This window comes from Actinomadura sp. (assembly GCF_044508335.1).
Classification (GTDB): domain Bacteria; phylum Actinomycetota; class Actinomycetes; order Streptosporangiales; family Streptosporangiaceae; genus Spirillospora.
The window spans coordinates 84455-99306 of sequence record NZ_JBIQHY010000003.1 but is presented as its reverse complement, the minus strand read 5'-3'; the positions used below and the strand labels follow the sequence as shown (position 1 = coordinate 99306).

The 14852-nt window shown below is 73.8% G+C and carries 15 protein-coding genes; 13 read left to right on the top strand and 2 right to left on the bottom strand.

Translation table 11 applies throughout. The annotated features are described in order from the left end of the window. Positions 1-3: 3 nt before the first annotated feature. The 12 genes from ACIWVC_RS02345 to ACIWVC_RS02290 all read left to right on the top strand — a co-directional run bounded on the left by ACIWVC_RS02345 (position 4) and on the right by ACIWVC_RS02290 (position 12680). Positions 4-384 (top strand): DUF742 domain-containing protein, encoded by a 381-nt coding sequence (locus ACIWVC_RS02345; RefSeq protein WP_396445603.1) that lies wholly within the window; start codon positions 4-6, stop codon positions 382-384. Further along, positions 365-1015 carry a GTP-binding protein gene (locus ACIWVC_RS02340; RefSeq protein WP_396445602.1) on the top strand — a complete coding sequence of 217 codons (651 nt, stop codon included), beginning with the start codon at positions 365-367 and terminating at the stop codon, positions 1013-1015. Before ACIWVC_RS02345 ends, ACIWVC_RS02340 begins: the two co-directional genes overlap by 20 nt. A 119-nt stretch (positions 1016-1134) precedes the next feature. Next, the gene (locus tag ACIWVC_RS02335) at positions 1135-3867 is read left to right on the top strand and encodes a nitrate- and nitrite sensing domain-containing protein (protein ID WP_396445601.1); all 2733 of its coding nucleotides are present in this window, start codon (positions 1135-1137) and stop codon (positions 3865-3867) included. After that, positions 3864-4310, top strand: a complete 447-nt coding sequence (locus tag ACIWVC_RS02330) for a roadblock/LC7 domain-containing protein (protein WP_396445600.1) — start codon at positions 3864-3866, stop codon at positions 4308-4310. Before ACIWVC_RS02335 ends, ACIWVC_RS02330 begins: the two co-directional genes overlap by 4 nt. A 1-nt stretch (position 4311) precedes the next feature. Beyond that, entirely contained in the window at positions 4312-4701 is a 390-nt protein-coding gene (locus ACIWVC_RS02325) for a DUF742 domain-containing protein (RefSeq protein WP_396445599.1), read from the top strand. After that, the gene (locus ACIWVC_RS02320; RefSeq protein WP_396445598.1) at positions 4682-5287 is read left to right on the top strand and encodes a GTP-binding protein; all 606 of its coding nucleotides are present in this window, start codon (positions 4682-4684) and stop codon (positions 5285-5287) included. Before ACIWVC_RS02325 ends, ACIWVC_RS02320 begins: the two co-directional genes overlap by 20 nt. A 193-nt stretch (positions 5288-5480) precedes the next feature. Next, the gene (locus ACIWVC_RS02315) at positions 5481-6668 is read left to right on the top strand and encodes an ROK family protein (protein WP_396445597.1); all 1188 of its coding nucleotides are present in this window, start codon (positions 5481-5483) and stop codon (positions 6666-6668) included. A gap of 13 nt (positions 6669-6681) precedes the next feature. Next, on the top strand, positions 6682-8190 hold the full coding sequence (locus ACIWVC_RS02310; RefSeq protein ID WP_396445596.1) for a sugar ABC transporter ATP-binding protein: 1509 nt from the start codon (positions 6682-6684) through the stop codon (positions 8188-8190). After that, complete coding sequence (locus ACIWVC_RS02305) at positions 8187-9224, top strand: ABC transporter permease (RefSeq protein ID WP_396445595.1); 1038 nt, start codon at positions 8187-8189, stop codon at positions 9222-9224. Before ACIWVC_RS02310 ends, ACIWVC_RS02305 begins: the two co-directional genes overlap by 4 nt. Positions 9225-9317: 93 nt before the next feature. Further along, positions 9318-10382 carry an ABC transporter substrate-binding protein gene (locus tag ACIWVC_RS02300; protein WP_396445594.1) on the top strand — a complete coding sequence of 355 codons (1065 nt, stop codon included), beginning with the start codon at positions 9318-9320 and terminating at the stop codon, positions 10380-10382. 151 nt (positions 10383-10533) lie between these two features. Then, entirely contained in the window at positions 10534-11673 is a 1140-nt protein-coding gene (locus ACIWVC_RS02295; protein ID WP_396452834.1) for a Gfo/Idh/MocA family protein, read from the top strand. 2 nt (positions 11674-11675) lie between these two features. Beyond that, positions 11676-12680 (top strand): sugar phosphate isomerase/epimerase family protein, encoded by a 1005-nt coding sequence (locus ACIWVC_RS02290; protein ID WP_396452836.1) that lies wholly within the window; start codon positions 11676-11678, stop codon positions 12678-12680. 57 nt (positions 12681-12737) lie between these two features. On the opposite strand, the gene ACIWVC_RS02285 is transcribed toward ACIWVC_RS02290, so the two are convergent. Further along, positions 12738-13592, bottom strand: coding sequence for a TIGR03619 family F420-dependent LLM class oxidoreductase (locus tag ACIWVC_RS02285; RefSeq protein ID WP_396452837.1), 855 nt, complete (start codon positions 13590-13592; stop codon positions 12738-12740). Positions 13593-13657: 65 nt separating this feature from the next. Between ACIWVC_RS02285 and ACIWVC_RS02280 the strand changes: the two genes are divergently transcribed. Further along, on the top strand, positions 13658-14143 hold the full coding sequence (locus ACIWVC_RS02280; protein WP_396452839.1) for a MarR family winged helix-turn-helix transcriptional regulator: 486 nt from the start codon (positions 13658-13660) through the stop codon (positions 14141-14143). 13 nt (positions 14144-14156) lie between these two features. Here the strand turns inward: ACIWVC_RS02280 and ACIWVC_RS02275 are convergent, their stop codons facing one another. After that, complete coding sequence (locus ACIWVC_RS02275; RefSeq protein WP_396452840.1) at positions 14157-14849, bottom strand: cupin domain-containing protein; 693 nt, start codon at positions 14847-14849, stop codon at positions 14157-14159. Positions 14850-14852: the final 3 nt, after the last annotated feature.

The following is a 14852-nucleotide window of genomic DNA, read 5'->3' as shown; positions in this document are numbered from 1 at the left end:
CCGATGGACCCCTCGGCAGAGCGGTGGCTGGACCGGGACGCCGGTCCGCTCGTGCGTCCGTACGCGCTGACCCGGGGCCGGACCCGCCCGGACGGGGACGGCTTCGAGCTCATCGCGGTCGTGGCCGCCACCGGCGTCCCGCCCGGTGACCGGCTGCGCTACAGCCCCGACCACGCGCGCGTGCTGCGCCGCTGCGCGTCGCCGGTCCCGGTCGTCGACCTGGCGGCCGACCTCGGGCTGCCCATCGGCGTCGTCCGGGTGCTGCTCGGCGACCTGCGGGAGGAGGGGCTCGTCGCGGTCGTCGCCGAGGCGCAGCCCGCGGCCGGGCGGCGCCCGCCGAACGGCGTGCTGAGGGAGGTGCTCAATGGCCTACGCGCACTCTGAGCGGACGGGCCTCGCCTCCCGCCCGCCGGTGACCACCAAGATCCTCATCGCGGGCGGGTTCGGCGCCGGCAAGACGACGATGGTGGGCTCGATCAGCGAGATCAGGCCGCTGCACACCGAGGAGCCGCTGACCGACCGCGGCGTCGGGGTGGACGACGTGTCCGGCGTCGGCGCCAAGTCGACCACGACCGTCGCCATGGACTTCGGCCGCATCACGCTGTCGGACCAGCTGCTGCTCTACCTGTTCGGCACGCCCGGCCAGGAGCGGTTCTGGTTCATGTGGGACGAGCTGGCGGCCGGGGCGATCGGCGCCGTCGTGATCGCCGACACCCGCCGGCTGGCGGGCTCCTTCCCGGCCATCGACTACTTCGAGCGCCGCGGCGTCCCGTTCGTCGTCGCGGTGAACTGCTTCGACGGGGTGCGGACGCACAGCGCCGAGGACATCGCGATCGCGCTCGACCTGGACCCCGGCGTCCCGGTCGTGCTGTGCGACGTCCGCCGCCGCGAGTCGTCCAAGGAGGTGCTCATCGCGCTGATGGAGCACGTGCTGAGCTGGCCGGACGAGGAGCAGGACCGGACCGGGGCGCCGGGCGGTGATCGGATGACCGATCACCGCGAACCCGCGACGTAGTAGGCTCCGGCACACCCCCGTACTAGACGCATCGGGAGGTTCCCCCGCATGTCCCACCCCCCAATGCCGTACGACCCAGTGCAGGAGGACGAGACAGTGAGCAGGGTCCGCCAGCCGTGATGGCCCGCGGTTTCGCCTCCATCCGGGCGAGGATCACGCTGCTGGTCCTCGTGCCGCTGCTGGCGCTCGCCTCGCTGTGGGCGTTCCTCACCGGCATCACCTACGGCGACGCGCACCAGCTGCTGCAGAGCCGCCAGTTCCAGCAGAAGACGGTGCTGCCCACCCAGCGGCTCATCGACGGGCTGCAGAAGGAGCGGCGGCTGTCGCTGGCCGAGCTGGGCGGCGCCCGCAACGACCCCGGCGTGCTGCGCACGCAGCGGCAGGCGACCGACGAGGCGGCCGAGGAGGTGCGCGAGGGGGCCCGCGACGGCGGGCTGCGGGGCGCGATCCAGCCGGAGGTCGTCCGGAAGCTGGACGACCTCGTGGCCAAGCTCGGCGAGCTGAAGTCCATCCGCCGCAGCGTGGACGAGCGGACCGGCGGGCGCGCCGAGGTGCTCCGCGCGTACAGCGAGCTCGTCGACGGCGGCTTCGCGGTCTACAGCTCGACCGCGCCGGCGGACGGGTCCATCACCGCCCGCGCCCGCACGCTCACCTCCTTCGGGCTGGCCCGCGAGTTCATGTCCCGCGAGGACGCCCTGCTCACCGGCGCGCTCGCCGCGGGCCGCATCACCGCGGCCGAACGCGCCCAGTTCGCCAAGCTCGTCGGGGCGCACCACACGATGCACGAGGTCAGCGCGCGCGACCTGTCCGCCGCCGACCACGCCCGGTACGAGCGCCTGATGTCCTCGCCCGCCTTCGTGCGGATGACGAAGCTGGAGGACCAGGTCATCGCCGGCGCCGAACCGCCGCAGGCCGCGGCGCGCCGGGCCGGCGCCCCGGGCACCGGCGCGAACGGGACGGGCACGAACGGGACCGGCGCGAACGGGACCGGCGCGAACGGGACCGGCACCGCCGCGACGCCCGGGCACGCGCACGGCACGCAGCCGGACGGGCAGCAGAACGCGCAGCCGGGTAAGCAGCCGAGCACCGTGCGGGGCGTCGCCGTCATCGAGCCCAGCGTCTGGCGGTCGGTCGCCGACACGGCCAACGGGCAGCTGTACCAGCTGGAGAACCACATCCTCGACGGGGTCGTCGCCCGCGGCCAGCACATCGCGATCGGCGCGTTCACCCGGCTCGGCCTCGCCGGCGGCCTCGGGCTCGCCGCGATCGTGCTGTCGTCCCTCCTCGCGGTGCGCGTCTCCCGGCGGCTGGTGCGCGAGTGCCGCACGCTCGCGGGCGGCGTCGTCGACTTCACCCAGAAGCGGCTGCCGAAGCTCGCCGAGCAGATCATCGCCGGGCGCCCCGCCGAGCCCGAGCCGGAACCCGAGCTCGACTACCGCATCACCGAGATCCGGCAGATCGCCGAGTCGTTCGACCGGGCCCGCGCGGCCGTGCTGGAGGCCGCCGAGGGCGAGGTCGCGGCGCGGCGCGGCATCAGCGAGGTGTTCGTCAACCTCGCGCGCCGCAACCAGGCGCTGCTGCACCGCCAGCTCAGCCTGCTCGACACGATGGAGCGCCGCACCGAGGACCCGTCCGAGCTGTCGGACCTGTTCCGCCTCGACCACCTCGCGACCCGCATGCGCCGGCACGCCGAGGGCCTGGTCATCCTGGCCGGCAAGAGCGCCGGGCGCGGCTGGCGGCGCCCCGTCCCGCTGGTGGACGTGGTGCGCGGCGCGGTCGCCGAGGTCGAGGACTACCCGCGCGTCCGGGTGCAGCCGCTGCCGCGGGTCGCGCTGCTCGGCTCGGCCGTCGCCGACGTCATCCACCTGCTCGCCGAGGTGGTGGAGAACGCCACCACGTTCTCGCCGCCGCAGTCGCCGGTGCGGGTCAGCGGGCAGGCCGTCGCCAGCGGCTTCGCGATCGAGGTCGAGGACCGCGGCCTCGGGATGACCGAGGAGGCGCTGCGCGCCGCCAACGAGCGGCTCGCGAACCCGCCCGAGTTCGACCCGTCCGACAGCGCGCAGCTCGGCCTGTTCGTCGTGGCGCGGCTGGCGCAGCGGCACGGCATCACGGTCACGCTGCGCCCGTCCCCCTACGGCGGGACGACCGCGATCGCGCTGATCCCCGCCTCGCTCATCGTGGAGAACGCCGCCGACGCGGAGCCGCCCGCACGCCGTCCCACCGGGCCGCTGCAGGAGCTGCCGGACCAGGCCGCGGCGCTGTCGGCGTCGGCGAGCCGCACGGGAGGCGAGTCCGGCGGGGTGATGCGGCTGGTCGCCGAGCCCGTCGCCCCGCTGCCCGCCTCGCAGCCGGTCCGGGGGTCCGCGCCGGCCGAGGCGCCGCCGGAGCCTGCGGCGCCGCCGAAGGAGGGCGAGCTGCCCAAGCGCAGGCGCCAGACCCACCTGGCGCCGCAGCTGAAGGAGCGGGTGGACGCGCATCTCGCGGCGCAGGGGCAGGCGCCGCCCGCGGCCGCCGAGCCGCCGGGTTCGCCGCCCGCGCCGGAGCCGGCCGGGATGCCGCTCGCCGCGCCCGTCCCCGTGGACGAGCCCCCGCCGCCCGCCGGGCCGCCCGCCGAACCGCCCGGGACCGCGCCGGCCGGGACCGCGCCGGCCGGGACCGCTCCAGGCGGGACCGCCCCGCCGGACGCGGACCAGGGCGACGACGCGGCCCGCTCGGCCGAGGCGATGCGATCGATGTTGTCCGCCATGCAGGCCGGCTGGCAGCGTGGCAGGCAGGACGCGGCCGACGCGGAGGCATCCGGCTCGGCGCAGGCCGCGCACAACCCCGGTGACCAGGAGGACGACACCCGATGACACATGCCCAGCACTCCGGCGCGGAGGTCCCGGGCGGAGCCGGAGGTGACCTGAACTGGCTGCTGGACAGTCTCGTCCAGCGGGTCGCCCCGGTGCAGAACGCGGTGGTGCTGTCCAGCGACGGGCTGAAGATCGCCGCGTCCAGCGGCCTCGCCCGCGAGGAGTCCGACCACCTGGCCGCGGTCGCCGCCAGCTTCCAGAGCCTCGCGCGCGGGGCCGGGGAGTCCTTCGGCGGCGGCCCCGTCCGGCAGACCATCGTGGAGATGGAGTCGTCGTTCCTGTTCGTGACGGCCGCCGGGCGCGGGGCCTGCCTCGCCGTGCTGGCCGCCGCCGACGCCGACCTCGGGATCATCGCCTACGAGATGGCGATGCTCGTCACCCGGGTCGGCCGGCACCTGTCCGCCGACCCGCGGGTGGCCGCGGCCGAGCCCGGCGGGCTGTGACATGGGCGGCACGGCCTGGTACGACGACGCGGCGGGGCCCGTGGTCCGCCCGTACGCGCTCACCGGGGGCCGGACGCACTACGACGGCGAGGAGTTCGACCTCGTCGCGCTGATCGCCGCGGCGGACCCGCCGGCGCCCGCGGACGACGCGCTTCCCGCGCCGCCGTGGGCCCCGGAGCCGGAACATGACATGATCCTGGAGCTTTGCCGCACCCCGTTGTCGGTCGCCGAGATAGCGTCGGATCTGGAACTCCCCCTCGGGGTGGTCCGTGTCCTGCTCGGTGATCTGCTCGACCACTCGCTGATTCAGGTCCGGCGTCCCGCGCCGGTGGCGCAGTTCCCCAGCGAGCGCGTACTCAAGGAAGTGATCGATGGAATCCGTGCGCTCTGACGCGGCCGCCCACCACGGCGAGTCCGCGCTGACGGTGAAGATCCTCGTGGCCGGTGGTTTCGGCGTCGGTAAGACCACCCTGGTGAGCGCGGTCAGCGAGATCCGTCCGCTGCGCACCGAGGAGGCACTGACCGAGAAGAGCATCGGGATCGACGACACCACCGCCGTCGCGAACAAGACCACGACGACCGTGGCGATGGACTTCGGCCGCATCACGCTGCCGAACGGCCTGGTCCTGTTCGTCTTCGGCACCCCCGGCCAGGACCGCTTCTGGTTCATGTGGGACGAGCTGGCCAAGGGCGCGCTCGGCGCGGTCGTCCTGGTCGACACCCGCCGCCTCGCCGACTGCTTCGCCTCGGTCGACTACTTCGAACGGCGCGGCGTCCCGTTCATCATCGGGGTCAACCGGTTCGACGGCGCCGGCCACCACTCCCACGACCAGGTCCGCGACGCCCTCGACCTCCCGGCGGACGTGCCCGTCATCGACTGCGACGTGCGCGACCGCGAGGACGCCAAGCGGGTCCTCATCACCCTGGTCGAGCACATCATGCGCACCATGAGCGGCCGCCAGGCGGTCAGCTACTGAGATCGGCCGAACGGCCCCCGCCCGCCGGGCGGGGGCCGTTCCGCTGTCCCGATCTTTGTCCTCTGAGTGGAAAAAGTCATGTTGATCTAGAGGAAAGGTCTTCTCAAACTGGCGAAAGCGGGTTACGGTCTCCGCCATGAGACCCGGGTCACACGGCCCGGGGGGCCGGATCGATTCCCGAGGGGACGGCGTGATGCGCATGTCGGCTCGCCCGCAGAACGTGCATCAGGCACGGCTTCTGCGGCTGCTGCGTGACGAGGGGCCGCGGTCGCGGGCCGAGCTGGGGGACGTCGTCCGGCTGTCGCGGTCGAAGCTCGCGGTGGAGCTGGACCGGCTCGTCGAGCTGGGCCTCGTCGAGGGCGCGGGCCTGGCGGCGTCGCGGGGCGGCCGCCGGTCGGGGATCGTCCGGCTGTCGCCCAGCCTGCGGTTCGTCGCCTTCGACATCGGCGCCACCTCCATCGACGTCGCGGTGACCGACGGCGGCCTGGAGGTGCTCGGCCACGTGAGCGAGCAGTGCGACGTGCGGCAGGGCGCGACGGTCGTGCTGGAGCGGGCGCTCGAGCTGCTCGGCAAGCTGCGCGACGAGGGCCTCATCCCGCAGGTGCACGGGACGGGCATCGGCGTCCCCGGCCCGGTCAGCTTCCGGGACGGCATGCCGGTCGTCCCGCCGATCATGCCCGGCTGGGACCGGTTCCCGGTGCGGGACGCGATCGGCCAGGAGCTGGGCTGCCCGGTGCTCGTCGACAACGACGTGAACCTGATGGCGCTCGGCGAGCTGCACGCGGGGCTCGCCCGGTCGGTCGACGACTTCCTGCTGGTGAAGATCGGCACCGGCATCGGCTGCGGGATCGTGGTCGACGGCGCCATCTACCGGGGCGTGTCCGGCAGCGCCGGCGACATCGGCCACATCCGGGTCGACGACGACGGGCCGATCTGCGCGTGCGGGAACGCCGGATGCCTGGAGGCGTTCTTCGGCGGCGCGGCCCTCGCGCGGGACGCGGAGGCGGTGGCGCGGTCGGGGGAGTCGCCCGCGCTCGCGGCGCTGCTGGAGACGCACGGGGAGCTGTCCGCCGAGCACGTCGGCGAGGCGGCCGCCGCGGGCGACCCCGCCGCGGTGCAGATGATCAGGGCGGGCGGGCGGCACGTCGGGCAGGTGCTCGCCGGGCTCGTCAGCTTCTTCAACCCCGGGCTCGTCATCATCGCGGGCGGCGTCGCGGGCCTCGGCCACACGCTGCTCGCCGAGATCCGCAGCGTCGTCTACCGCCGGTCCGCGCCGCTCGCGACCGGCAACCTGCCGATCGTGCTGTCCGAGCTCGCCGGGACGGCCGGCGTGGTCGGCGGCGCCCGGCTCATCAGCGACCACGTCTTCTCCGCGTCCTGAGGAGGCCCCCCGAATGGAACCGCTGCTGCAGATGCGCGGCATCGTCAAGCAGTTCCCCGGCGTCCGCGCGCTGGACGGCGTCGACCTCGACGTCCTCCCGGGCGAGGTGCACTGCCTGCTCGGGCAGAACGGCGCCGGCAAGTCCACCCTCATCAAGGTGCTCGCCGGCGCGCACCAGCCGGACGCGGGCGAGATCGTCTTCGCCGGGGAGCCGGTGCGGCTCGCCGGGCCGACCGCCGCGATGCGGGCCGGCATCGCGACCATCTACCAGGAGCTGGACCTCGTCGACGGGCTGTCGGTCGCCGAGAACGTCTTCCTCGGGCACGAGAAGGCGCGGCTCGGGTTCATGCGCCGCGGCGACGCCGAGCGGGCGGCGCGCGAGCTGCTCGAGCGGCTCGGGCACGGCGAGATCCCGCCGCGCCGCGAGGTCGGGCGGCTGCCGGCGGCGGGCAAGCAGGTCGTCAGCATGGCCCGCGCCCTGTCGCACGACGCCCGGCTGATCGTGATGGACGAGCCGTCCGCCGCGCTCGCGCACGACGAGGTCGGCAACCTGTTCCGCATCATCCGGGAGCTGACCGCCGCCGGCGTCGCGGTCGTGTACATCTCGCACCGGCTGGAGGAGATCCGCGAGATCGGCGACCGGGTGACCGTCCTCAAGGACGGCCGGGCGGTCGCGGGCGGGCTGCCGGCCCGGACCACCTCCACCGACCGGATCGTGTCGCTGATGACCGGGCGCGACGTGGAGTACGTGTTCCCCGAGCGGCCGGAGGACGCCGGCGACCGGCCCGAGGTGCTGCGGGTCGAGGGCCTGACGCTGCCCGGCGCGTTCGAGGACGTGTCGCTCACCGTCCGCGCGGGCGAGATCGTCGGGCTGGCCGGCCTCGTCGGGTCGGGGCGCTCGGAGATCCTGGAGACGATCTACGGGGCGCGGCGCCCGTCCAGCGGCCGGGTCCTCGTGGACGGCCGCCCGGTCCGCCCCGGCGACACCGGCGCGGCGGTGCGGCGCGGCATGGGCATGGCGCCGGAGGAGCGCAAGAGCCAGGCGCTGCTGATGAACGAGACCGTCGCCGGGAACGTCAGCGTCGCCGGCCTGTCCCGGTACGCGCGGTTCGGCTGGCTGAACCGGCGGCGCGAGCTCGCGGACGTGCGCCGCCAGATCGAGGCGCTCGACATCCGGCCGCCCGACCCGCGGCGCCCCGTGGTGACGCTGTCCGGCGGCAACCAGCAGAAGGTCGTCCTCGCCCGGTGGCTGCTCGACTCGGCCGGGCTGCGGCTGCTGATCCTGGACGAGCCGACCCGCGGCGTCGACGTCGGCGCCCGCGCCGAGCTGTACACGGTGATCCGCGAGCTGGCCGGGCGCGGGATCGGGGTGCTGCTCGTGTCCAGCGAGGTGCCCGAGGTGCTCGGGCTCGCCGACCGCGTCCTCGTCGTACGGGAGGGGCGGGTCGTGCACACCGGCGCCGCCCGCGACCTCGACGAGGGCGCCGTGCTCAACATGATCATGGAAGGGAGTGCCCTGTGACCGAGACGCGTCCTTCGACGGGGGTGCTCGGCCCGCTGGCCAAGAAGGCGGGGGCCGGCGGGCCGTGGCGGCCGTTCGCGCGGGGCGGCGGCGCGGCGAGCCGGGAGATCCACCACCTCGGGCTGGTCGCCGCGCTGGTGCTGCTCGCGGCCGTCGGCCTGGTGACGGAGCCGGACAACTTCGCGACGTCCGGCAACGTGGTCGGCATCCTCGCGCTGGCCGCCACCATCGGCGTGATCACCGTCGGCCAGACCTTCGTGATCATCGGCGGCGGGATCGACCTGTCCGTCGGGTCGGTGATGGCGCTGGCCTCGGTGTGGGCGACCACGGTCGCGACGCAGTCCTACGGGCCGGGCGTGATGGCGCTGTGCGCGATCCTCGTCGGGACGGGCTCGGGCGTCGTGACCGGGCTGCTGATCTCCTACGGGCGGATGGTCCCGTTCATCGCGACCCTCGCGATGCTCGTCGCCGCGCGGGGCCTCGCGCAGCGGATGTCGGACCGCAAGACCCAGCTCGTCCGCCCCGAGAACGACGCCATCGTGTCGCTGTCCACCACGAGGGTGCTCGGCATCCCGCTCGTCGTCTACATCTTCGCGGCCGTCGCGATCGCCGGCTGGGTGCTGCTCAACCGCACCACGTTCGGGCGCCGCACGTTCGCGGTCGGCGGCAACCCGGAGGCGGCGCGGCTCGCCGGCATCGACGTCCGCCGGCACACCCTGCTGCTGTACGCGCTGTCCGGGTTCTGCTGCGGCATCGCGGCGATCATCATCATGGCGCGCACCACCACCGGCTCCAGCACCCATGGAGACCTGTACGAACTGGACGCGATCGCCGCCGTCATCATCGGCGGGACGCTGCTCACCGGCGGGCGCGGCACCGTCGTCGGGTCGATCCTCGGCGTGCTGATCTTCACCGTCATCACCAACCTGTTCATCCTGAACGGCCTGCAGACCAGCGACCAGCTCATCGCCAAGGGCGCGATCATCGGGATCGCCGTGCTGCTGCAGCGCCGCGGGCTCCGCTCGCCCACCTGACCCAGTCCACGACCCAACCCGGAATGTCCAGCGCCGCGCGCCGCGGGGATGCGCGCGGCGGGGGACGACCCTTCCCTTCATCAGGAGCACGTCATGCGTGATCAGAGCCCTCGTCCCACCCGCAGAGGCGTCCTGTTCTCCGGCGCCGTGGTCGCGGCGGGCAGCCTCGCCGCCGCCTGCACGAGCAACAATGAGAAGGACGACGCCGCGCCCGCCGCGCAGGCCGGGTCGCTCGCCGGCGACAACGACAAGCCGGGCAAGCAGATCACCCTCGGGTTCTCCGCGCCCGCCGCCGACCACGGCTGGATCGCGGCGATCGCCAAGAACGCCGAGGCGCAGGCCAAGAAGTACTCGGACGTGACGTTCAAGCCGGTCGAGCCGACCAACGACATCAACCAGCAGATCTCCGCGGTCGAGTCGCTGATCCGGGCGAAGGTGAACGTGCTGGTGATCCTGCCGAACGACGGCGAGCAGCTGAACCAGGTCGCCCGCAAGGCGATGGACGCCGGCATCCCGGTCGTCAACCTCGACCGCGTCTTCCCCGACAAGCTGTCGTACCGGACGTGGATCGGCGGCGACAACTACGGCATGGGCGTCTCCGCCGGCCACTACATCGGCCAGAAGCTGAAGGACAAGGGCGTGTCCGACCCGGTGATCGTGGAGATCCAGGGGATCGCGACGCTGCCGCTGACGCAGGAGCGCAGCAAGGGCTTCGCGGACGCGCTGAAGTCCTACGGCTTCTCCGTCACGGCCAAGCAGGACGCGAAGTTCACCGTCGAGTCCGGCAACCAGGTGGCGAGCAACCTGCTGCAGGCGCACAAGAAGATCGACGCCATGTGGAACCACGACGACGACCAGGGCGTCGGCGTGCTCGCCGCGATCAAGCAGTCCGGCCGCAAGGAGTTCTTCATGGTCGGCGGCGCCGGCTCGGCGAACGCGATGCGGGAGATCAAGTCGGGGAGCGGCGTGCTGGAGGCGACCGTCACCTACCCGCCGACGATGGCCGCGTCCGCGATCAAGCTGGGCCGGCTGATCGCGCAGGGCAAGGGCATGGCCGACCTGGTGGAGCTGCAGGTCCCGCAGTCGGTCACGCTGGCGTCCGAGACGGTCACCAAGGAGAACGTCGACCAGTACATGCCGCTGGGCTTCGAGTCCTGAGCGACGGGGGCGCCCGCGCGCCCGCCCCTCCTCCCGTGGGCGGGCGCGCGGGCCGGGCGCCGGGCGGCCGCGGCGGAGCGACGGCCGCCCGGCGCCGCCCGGGGGACCGGGGGCCGTCCCCCGGGAAACGACAGAGAGAGGTGAGCTGAACATGACGACCGTCGGAGTCGGGATGGTCGGGCACGCGTTCATGGGGCGCGCCCACTCCCAGGCGTGGCGCAGTGTCGGGCCGTTCTTCGGGCCGCCCCTGACGCCCGTCATGGCCGCCCTGGCGGGACGTTCTGCCGACCGCGCCCGCGCCGCCGCCGAGGCGCTCGGCTGGGCGGCCGTGGAGACCGACTGGAAGGAGCTGCTCCGCCGCGACGACGTCCAGCTCGTCGACATCTGCACGCCGGGCGACAGCCACGCCGAGATCGCGGTCGCGGCGCTGGACGCGGGCAAGCACGTGCTGTGCGAGAAGCCGCTCGCCAACTCCGTCGCGGAGGCGGAGGCGATGGCCGCGGCCGCCGACCGGGCGCGCGAGCGCGGCGTCCGGTCGATGGTGGGGTTCAACTACCGGCGCGTCCCGGCGGTCACGCTGGCCCGCCGGCTGGTGGAGGAGGGGCGCATCGGCACCGTCCGGCACATCCGGGCCCAGTACCTCCAGGACTGGCTGGCCGACCCGCGGGCCCCGTTCACCTGGCGGCTGGACCGCGAGAGGGCCGGGTCGGGGTCGCTCGGCGACATCGGCGCGCACATCATCGACACCGCGCAGTTCATCACCGGGCAGTCGCTCGTCGGGGTGTCGGCGCTGCTGGACACGTTCGTCCCGGAGCGCCCCCTGCCGGACGGCGGCACGGCGCGGGTCACCGTGGACGACGCGGCCCTGTTCATCGGCCGCACCGACGGCGGCGCGCTCGCGGCCTTCGAGGCCACCCGGTTCGCGACGGGGCGCAAGAACTCGCTGCGCATCGAGGTCAGCGGCTCGTCCGGCGCCCTGTACTTCGATCTCGAATCGCTCAACGAGCTCTGGTTCTACGACCGGGCCGACGGCGACGCGACCGCCGGGTTCCGCCGCATCGTCGTGACCGAGCCCGTCCATCCGTACGCGGGGCACTGGTGGCCGCCCGGCCACATCCTCGGGTACGAGCACACCTTCACCCACCAGATGGCCGACCTGCTCACCGCCATCGCGGACGGCACCGACCCGCGCCCGTCGTTCGCCGACGGCCTGCAGGTCCAGCGCGTCCTCGCCGCGGTCGCGGACAGCGCGGAGGCCCGCTGCTGGGTCGACGTCGAAGGGAGCAACTAGCCATGGCACGACCGATCACCCTGTTCACCGGCCAGTGGGCGGACCTGCCGTTCGAGGAGGTCTGCCGGCTCGCGTCCGGCTGGGGCTACGAGGGCCTGGAGATCGCCTGCTGGGGCGACCACTTCGAGGTCGACAAGGCCCTCGCCGACGACGACTACGTCCCGCGGAAGCTGGAGACGCTCGCCAAGCACGACCTGAAGGTCTGGGCGATCTCCAACCACCTCGTCGGCCAGGCCGTCTGCGACAACCCGGACGAGCGGCACAAGGCGATCCTGCCGGAGCGCATCTGGGGCGACGGGGAGCCCGAGGGCGTCCGGCGGCGCGCCGCCGCCGAGATCGAGGACACCGCCCGCGCCGCCGCGAAGCTCGGCGTCGACACCGTCATCGGCTTCACCGGCTCCTCGATCTGGCACACGGTCGCGATGTTCCCGCCCACCCCCGACGCGATGGTGGAACGCGGCTACGCCGACTTCGCCGAGCGCTGGAACCCGATCCTGGACGTGTTCGACGAGGTCGGCGTGCGGTTCGCGCACGAGGTCCACCCGAGCGAGATCGCCTACGACTACTGGACGACCGTCCGCACCCTCGAAGCCATCGGGCACCGCCCCGCGTTCGGGCTGAACTTCGACCCGTCCCACTTCGTGTGGCAGGAGCTCGACCCCGTCGGCTTCCTGTTCGACTTCCGCGACCGGATCTACCACGTCGACTGCAAGGACACCAAGGTCCGGACGGGCGACGGCCGGCGCGGCCGCCTCTCGTCCCACCTGCCCTGGGCGGACATGCGGCGCGGCTGGGACTTCATCTCCACCGGCCGCGGCGACGTGCCCTGGGAGGACGTGTTCCGCGCCCTCAACGCGATCGGCTACGACGGCCCCATCTCCGTCGAATGGGAGGACGCCGGGATGGACCGCCTCCAAGGCGCCCCGGAGGCCCTGGAGTTCGTCCGCGCCCTCAACGCCATGCAGCCGCCGGAGGGCGCCTTCGACGCCGCCTTCTCCTCCGACTGACCCGCGGCGCGCCGCCGTCCGTGAGGCCATGCGCACGGGAGGCGGCGCGCCGTTCCCTCAGGCCGCCGGCCGGGCGCCCAGCCTCCCGGGGGCGTGGTCCCTGACGAACTGCTCCAGGTCGGAGGCCGGGACGCCCATCGGCGGGACGACGATGAGCCTGTCGACGCCCAGCTCGCCGTACTCCCGGACGTACCCGGCGTCCGGGAGCTTCGGCGGGCTCACCGAGATGTGCAGCGGCGCGGCCCGGCCGGCCTCCTGCTCGGCGGCACGCAACCGGGCGAGCAGATCGGCGGCGGCGCGGCGCCCGAGCATCCACCCGTACCAGCCGTCCGCATGCCGGGCCGCCCGGCGCAGTGCGGCGGGGCTGTGCCCGCCGGTCACGACGGGGATCGGCCGCTGCACGGGGCGCGGGTGCGCGTCCACGCCCGCGAAGCCGGCGTGGCGGCCGTGGAAGGCGGGCGCTTCGTCGTACCAGAGCGACCGCATCGCCGCCAGGTACTCGTCCGTCCGCGCCCCGCGCCCCTCCGGCGGGACGCCGACGGCGCGCAGCTCCGGCTCCAGGTACCCCGCCGCCGCGCCGAAGATGAGCCGCCCCTCGCTGAGCACGTCCAGGCTGGCGAGCTGCTTGGCGAGCACCAGCGGATTCCGCTGCGGCAGGACGACGACCCCGGTGCCGAGTGCGATGCGCTCGGTGCGTCCGGCGAGGTGCGCCAGGGCGACCAGCGGGTCGAGGAACGGCGCGTCCGGCTCCATCGGGGACGGCGCGACGCGCGGGCTCGGCAGGACAACATGGTCGCCCGCCCATACCGAGTCGTATCCGAGGTCCTCGGCGAGTCCGGCGAGCCGCGCGGCGACGCCCGGCTCGGCGCAGGCGTACACGTTCAGGGCGAACAGCCCCAGAGTTGGTTGCATATCTGGATAGTCGAACTTTTCTATTATTAAGTCAAGCGATGATCGAGCTGCTATAGCCTGCCGCCATGGCGGAGGAGTCGATGCGGGGCGGTCTGCCGGAGGGCCTCGCGTCCGTGGCGGGCTTCCAGCTGTCCAAGTGCGGCTGGTGGCTGGAGCAGCGGCTCGAAGAGGAACTGCAGCCGCTCGGCATCCGGGTGCGGCACTTCCTGGTGCTGGCGATGCTCAGCACGTCCGGCGCGCTGTCGCAGCAGGAGATGGCCGGCTACCTGCTGCTCGACCCCACGCTGATGGTCGGCCTCGTCGACGAGCTGGAGGCGCGCGGCCTCTGCGAGCGCACCCGCGACCCGCGCGACCGGCGGCGCTACTCCGTCCGCATCACCGAGGACGGCCTGGCCCTGCACCACCGGGCCCGCGCGCTCGCCGACGAGGTGGGCGCGGACGTCTTCGGCCCCCTGTCGGACGATGAACTGCGCACGGTGGTGAAGGCGATCGGCCGCGTCATGGAGCCGTTCTGGGCCGAGCAGCGGGTGCGCCCGCGCCGTAAGCGCTGAGACGCCGTAAGCGCTAAGACAGGGCGCGGAAGTCGGTGAAGTCGAAGCCGGGGGAGACGACGCAGCTGACCAGGACCTCCTCGCTCCCGGCCGGACGCGCCGCCTGCCAGACACCGGGCGGCACGACGGCCTGCGGGACCTGCCCGTCCGCCAGGCGGTCGCCGAGCATCACCGTCTCCGGGTTCCCCGACGGCCGTTCGCCGGCGCCGTCCATCAGCAGCGCCAGCGGCCCGCCCCTGTGCCACAGCCACACCTCGGCGGACCGGACGGCGTGCCACATCGACTCCTCGCCCGGCGGCAGCAGGAAGTAGATGGCGGTGGCGCTCGCCCGCTCACCGGGATAGCCGTCCGGTGCGAAGGAGACGTCCGACCGCCACGTCTCGCGGTACCAGCCGCCCTCGGGATGCGGCAGCAGGCCGAGGGCCGCCGCCGTCGCGGGCCGGTCGAGCAGCGCGACGTGCCGCCCGTCCGGCCCGCGCCGCAGGTAGCGGACGCGGGCCGCCGCCGTCTTGTCGATCACCCCGCGGGCCGGCACCGCGCCCGGCTCGGGGTCCAGCGCGACCGCGACGACCTGCCCCTCCTCGAACACGTCGTCGGCGACCGCGAGCGCGCCCTCCTCGGGCGTCCAGGCGGCCCCGGACTCGGGCAGGACGAAGCGCGGGCCGGGCTCGGCCTCCCAGGCGTCGAGCGTCGTGAGCAGCAGCACGCA

Bases quoted from the DNA above. Each gene is read 5' to 3' on its own strand.
- ACIWVC_RS02345 (WP_396445603.1), top strand. From the start codon at position 4: ATGGACCCCTCGGCAGAGCGGTGGCTGGACCGGGACGCCGGTCCGCTC.
- ACIWVC_RS02340 (WP_396445602.1), top strand. From the start codon at position 365: ATGGCCTACGCGCACTCTGAGCGGACGGGCCTCGCCTCCCGCCCGCCG.
- ACIWVC_RS02335 (WP_396445601.1), top strand. From the start codon at position 1,135: ATGGCCCGCGGTTTCGCCTCCATCCGGGCGAGGATCACGCTGCTGGTC.
- ACIWVC_RS02330 (WP_396445600.1), top strand. From the start codon at position 3,864: ATGACACATGCCCAGCACTCCGGCGCGGAGGTCCCGGGCGGAGCCGGA.
- ACIWVC_RS02325 (WP_396445599.1), top strand. From the start codon at position 4,312: ATGGGCGGCACGGCCTGGTACGACGACGCGGCGGGGCCCGTGGTCCGC.
- ACIWVC_RS02320 (WP_396445598.1), top strand. From the start codon at position 4,682: ATGGAATCCGTGCGCTCTGACGCGGCCGCCCACCACGGCGAGTCCGCG.
- ACIWVC_RS02315 (WP_396445597.1), top strand. From the start codon at position 5,481: ATGCGCATGTCGGCTCGCCCGCAGAACGTGCATCAGGCACGGCTTCTG.
- ACIWVC_RS02310 (WP_396445596.1), top strand. From the start codon at position 6,682: ATGGAACCGCTGCTGCAGATGCGCGGCATCGTCAAGCAGTTCCCCGGC.
- ACIWVC_RS02300 (WP_396445594.1), top strand. From the start codon at position 9,318: ATGCGTGATCAGAGCCCTCGTCCCACCCGCAGAGGCGTCCTGTTCTCC.
- ACIWVC_RS02295 (WP_396452834.1), top strand. From the start codon at position 10,534: ATGACGACCGTCGGAGTCGGGATGGTCGGGCACGCGTTCATGGGGCGC.
- ACIWVC_RS02290 (WP_396452836.1), top strand. From the start codon at position 11,676: ATGGCACGACCGATCACCCTGTTCACCGGCCAGTGGGCGGACCTGCCG.
- ACIWVC_RS02285 (WP_396452837.1), bottom strand. From the start codon at position 13,592: ATGCAACCAACTCTGGGGCTGTTCGCCCTGAACGTGTACGCCTGCGCC.
- ACIWVC_RS02280 (WP_396452839.1), top strand. From the start codon at position 13,658: ATGGCGGAGGAGTCGATGCGGGGCGGTCTGCCGGAGGGCCTCGCGTCC.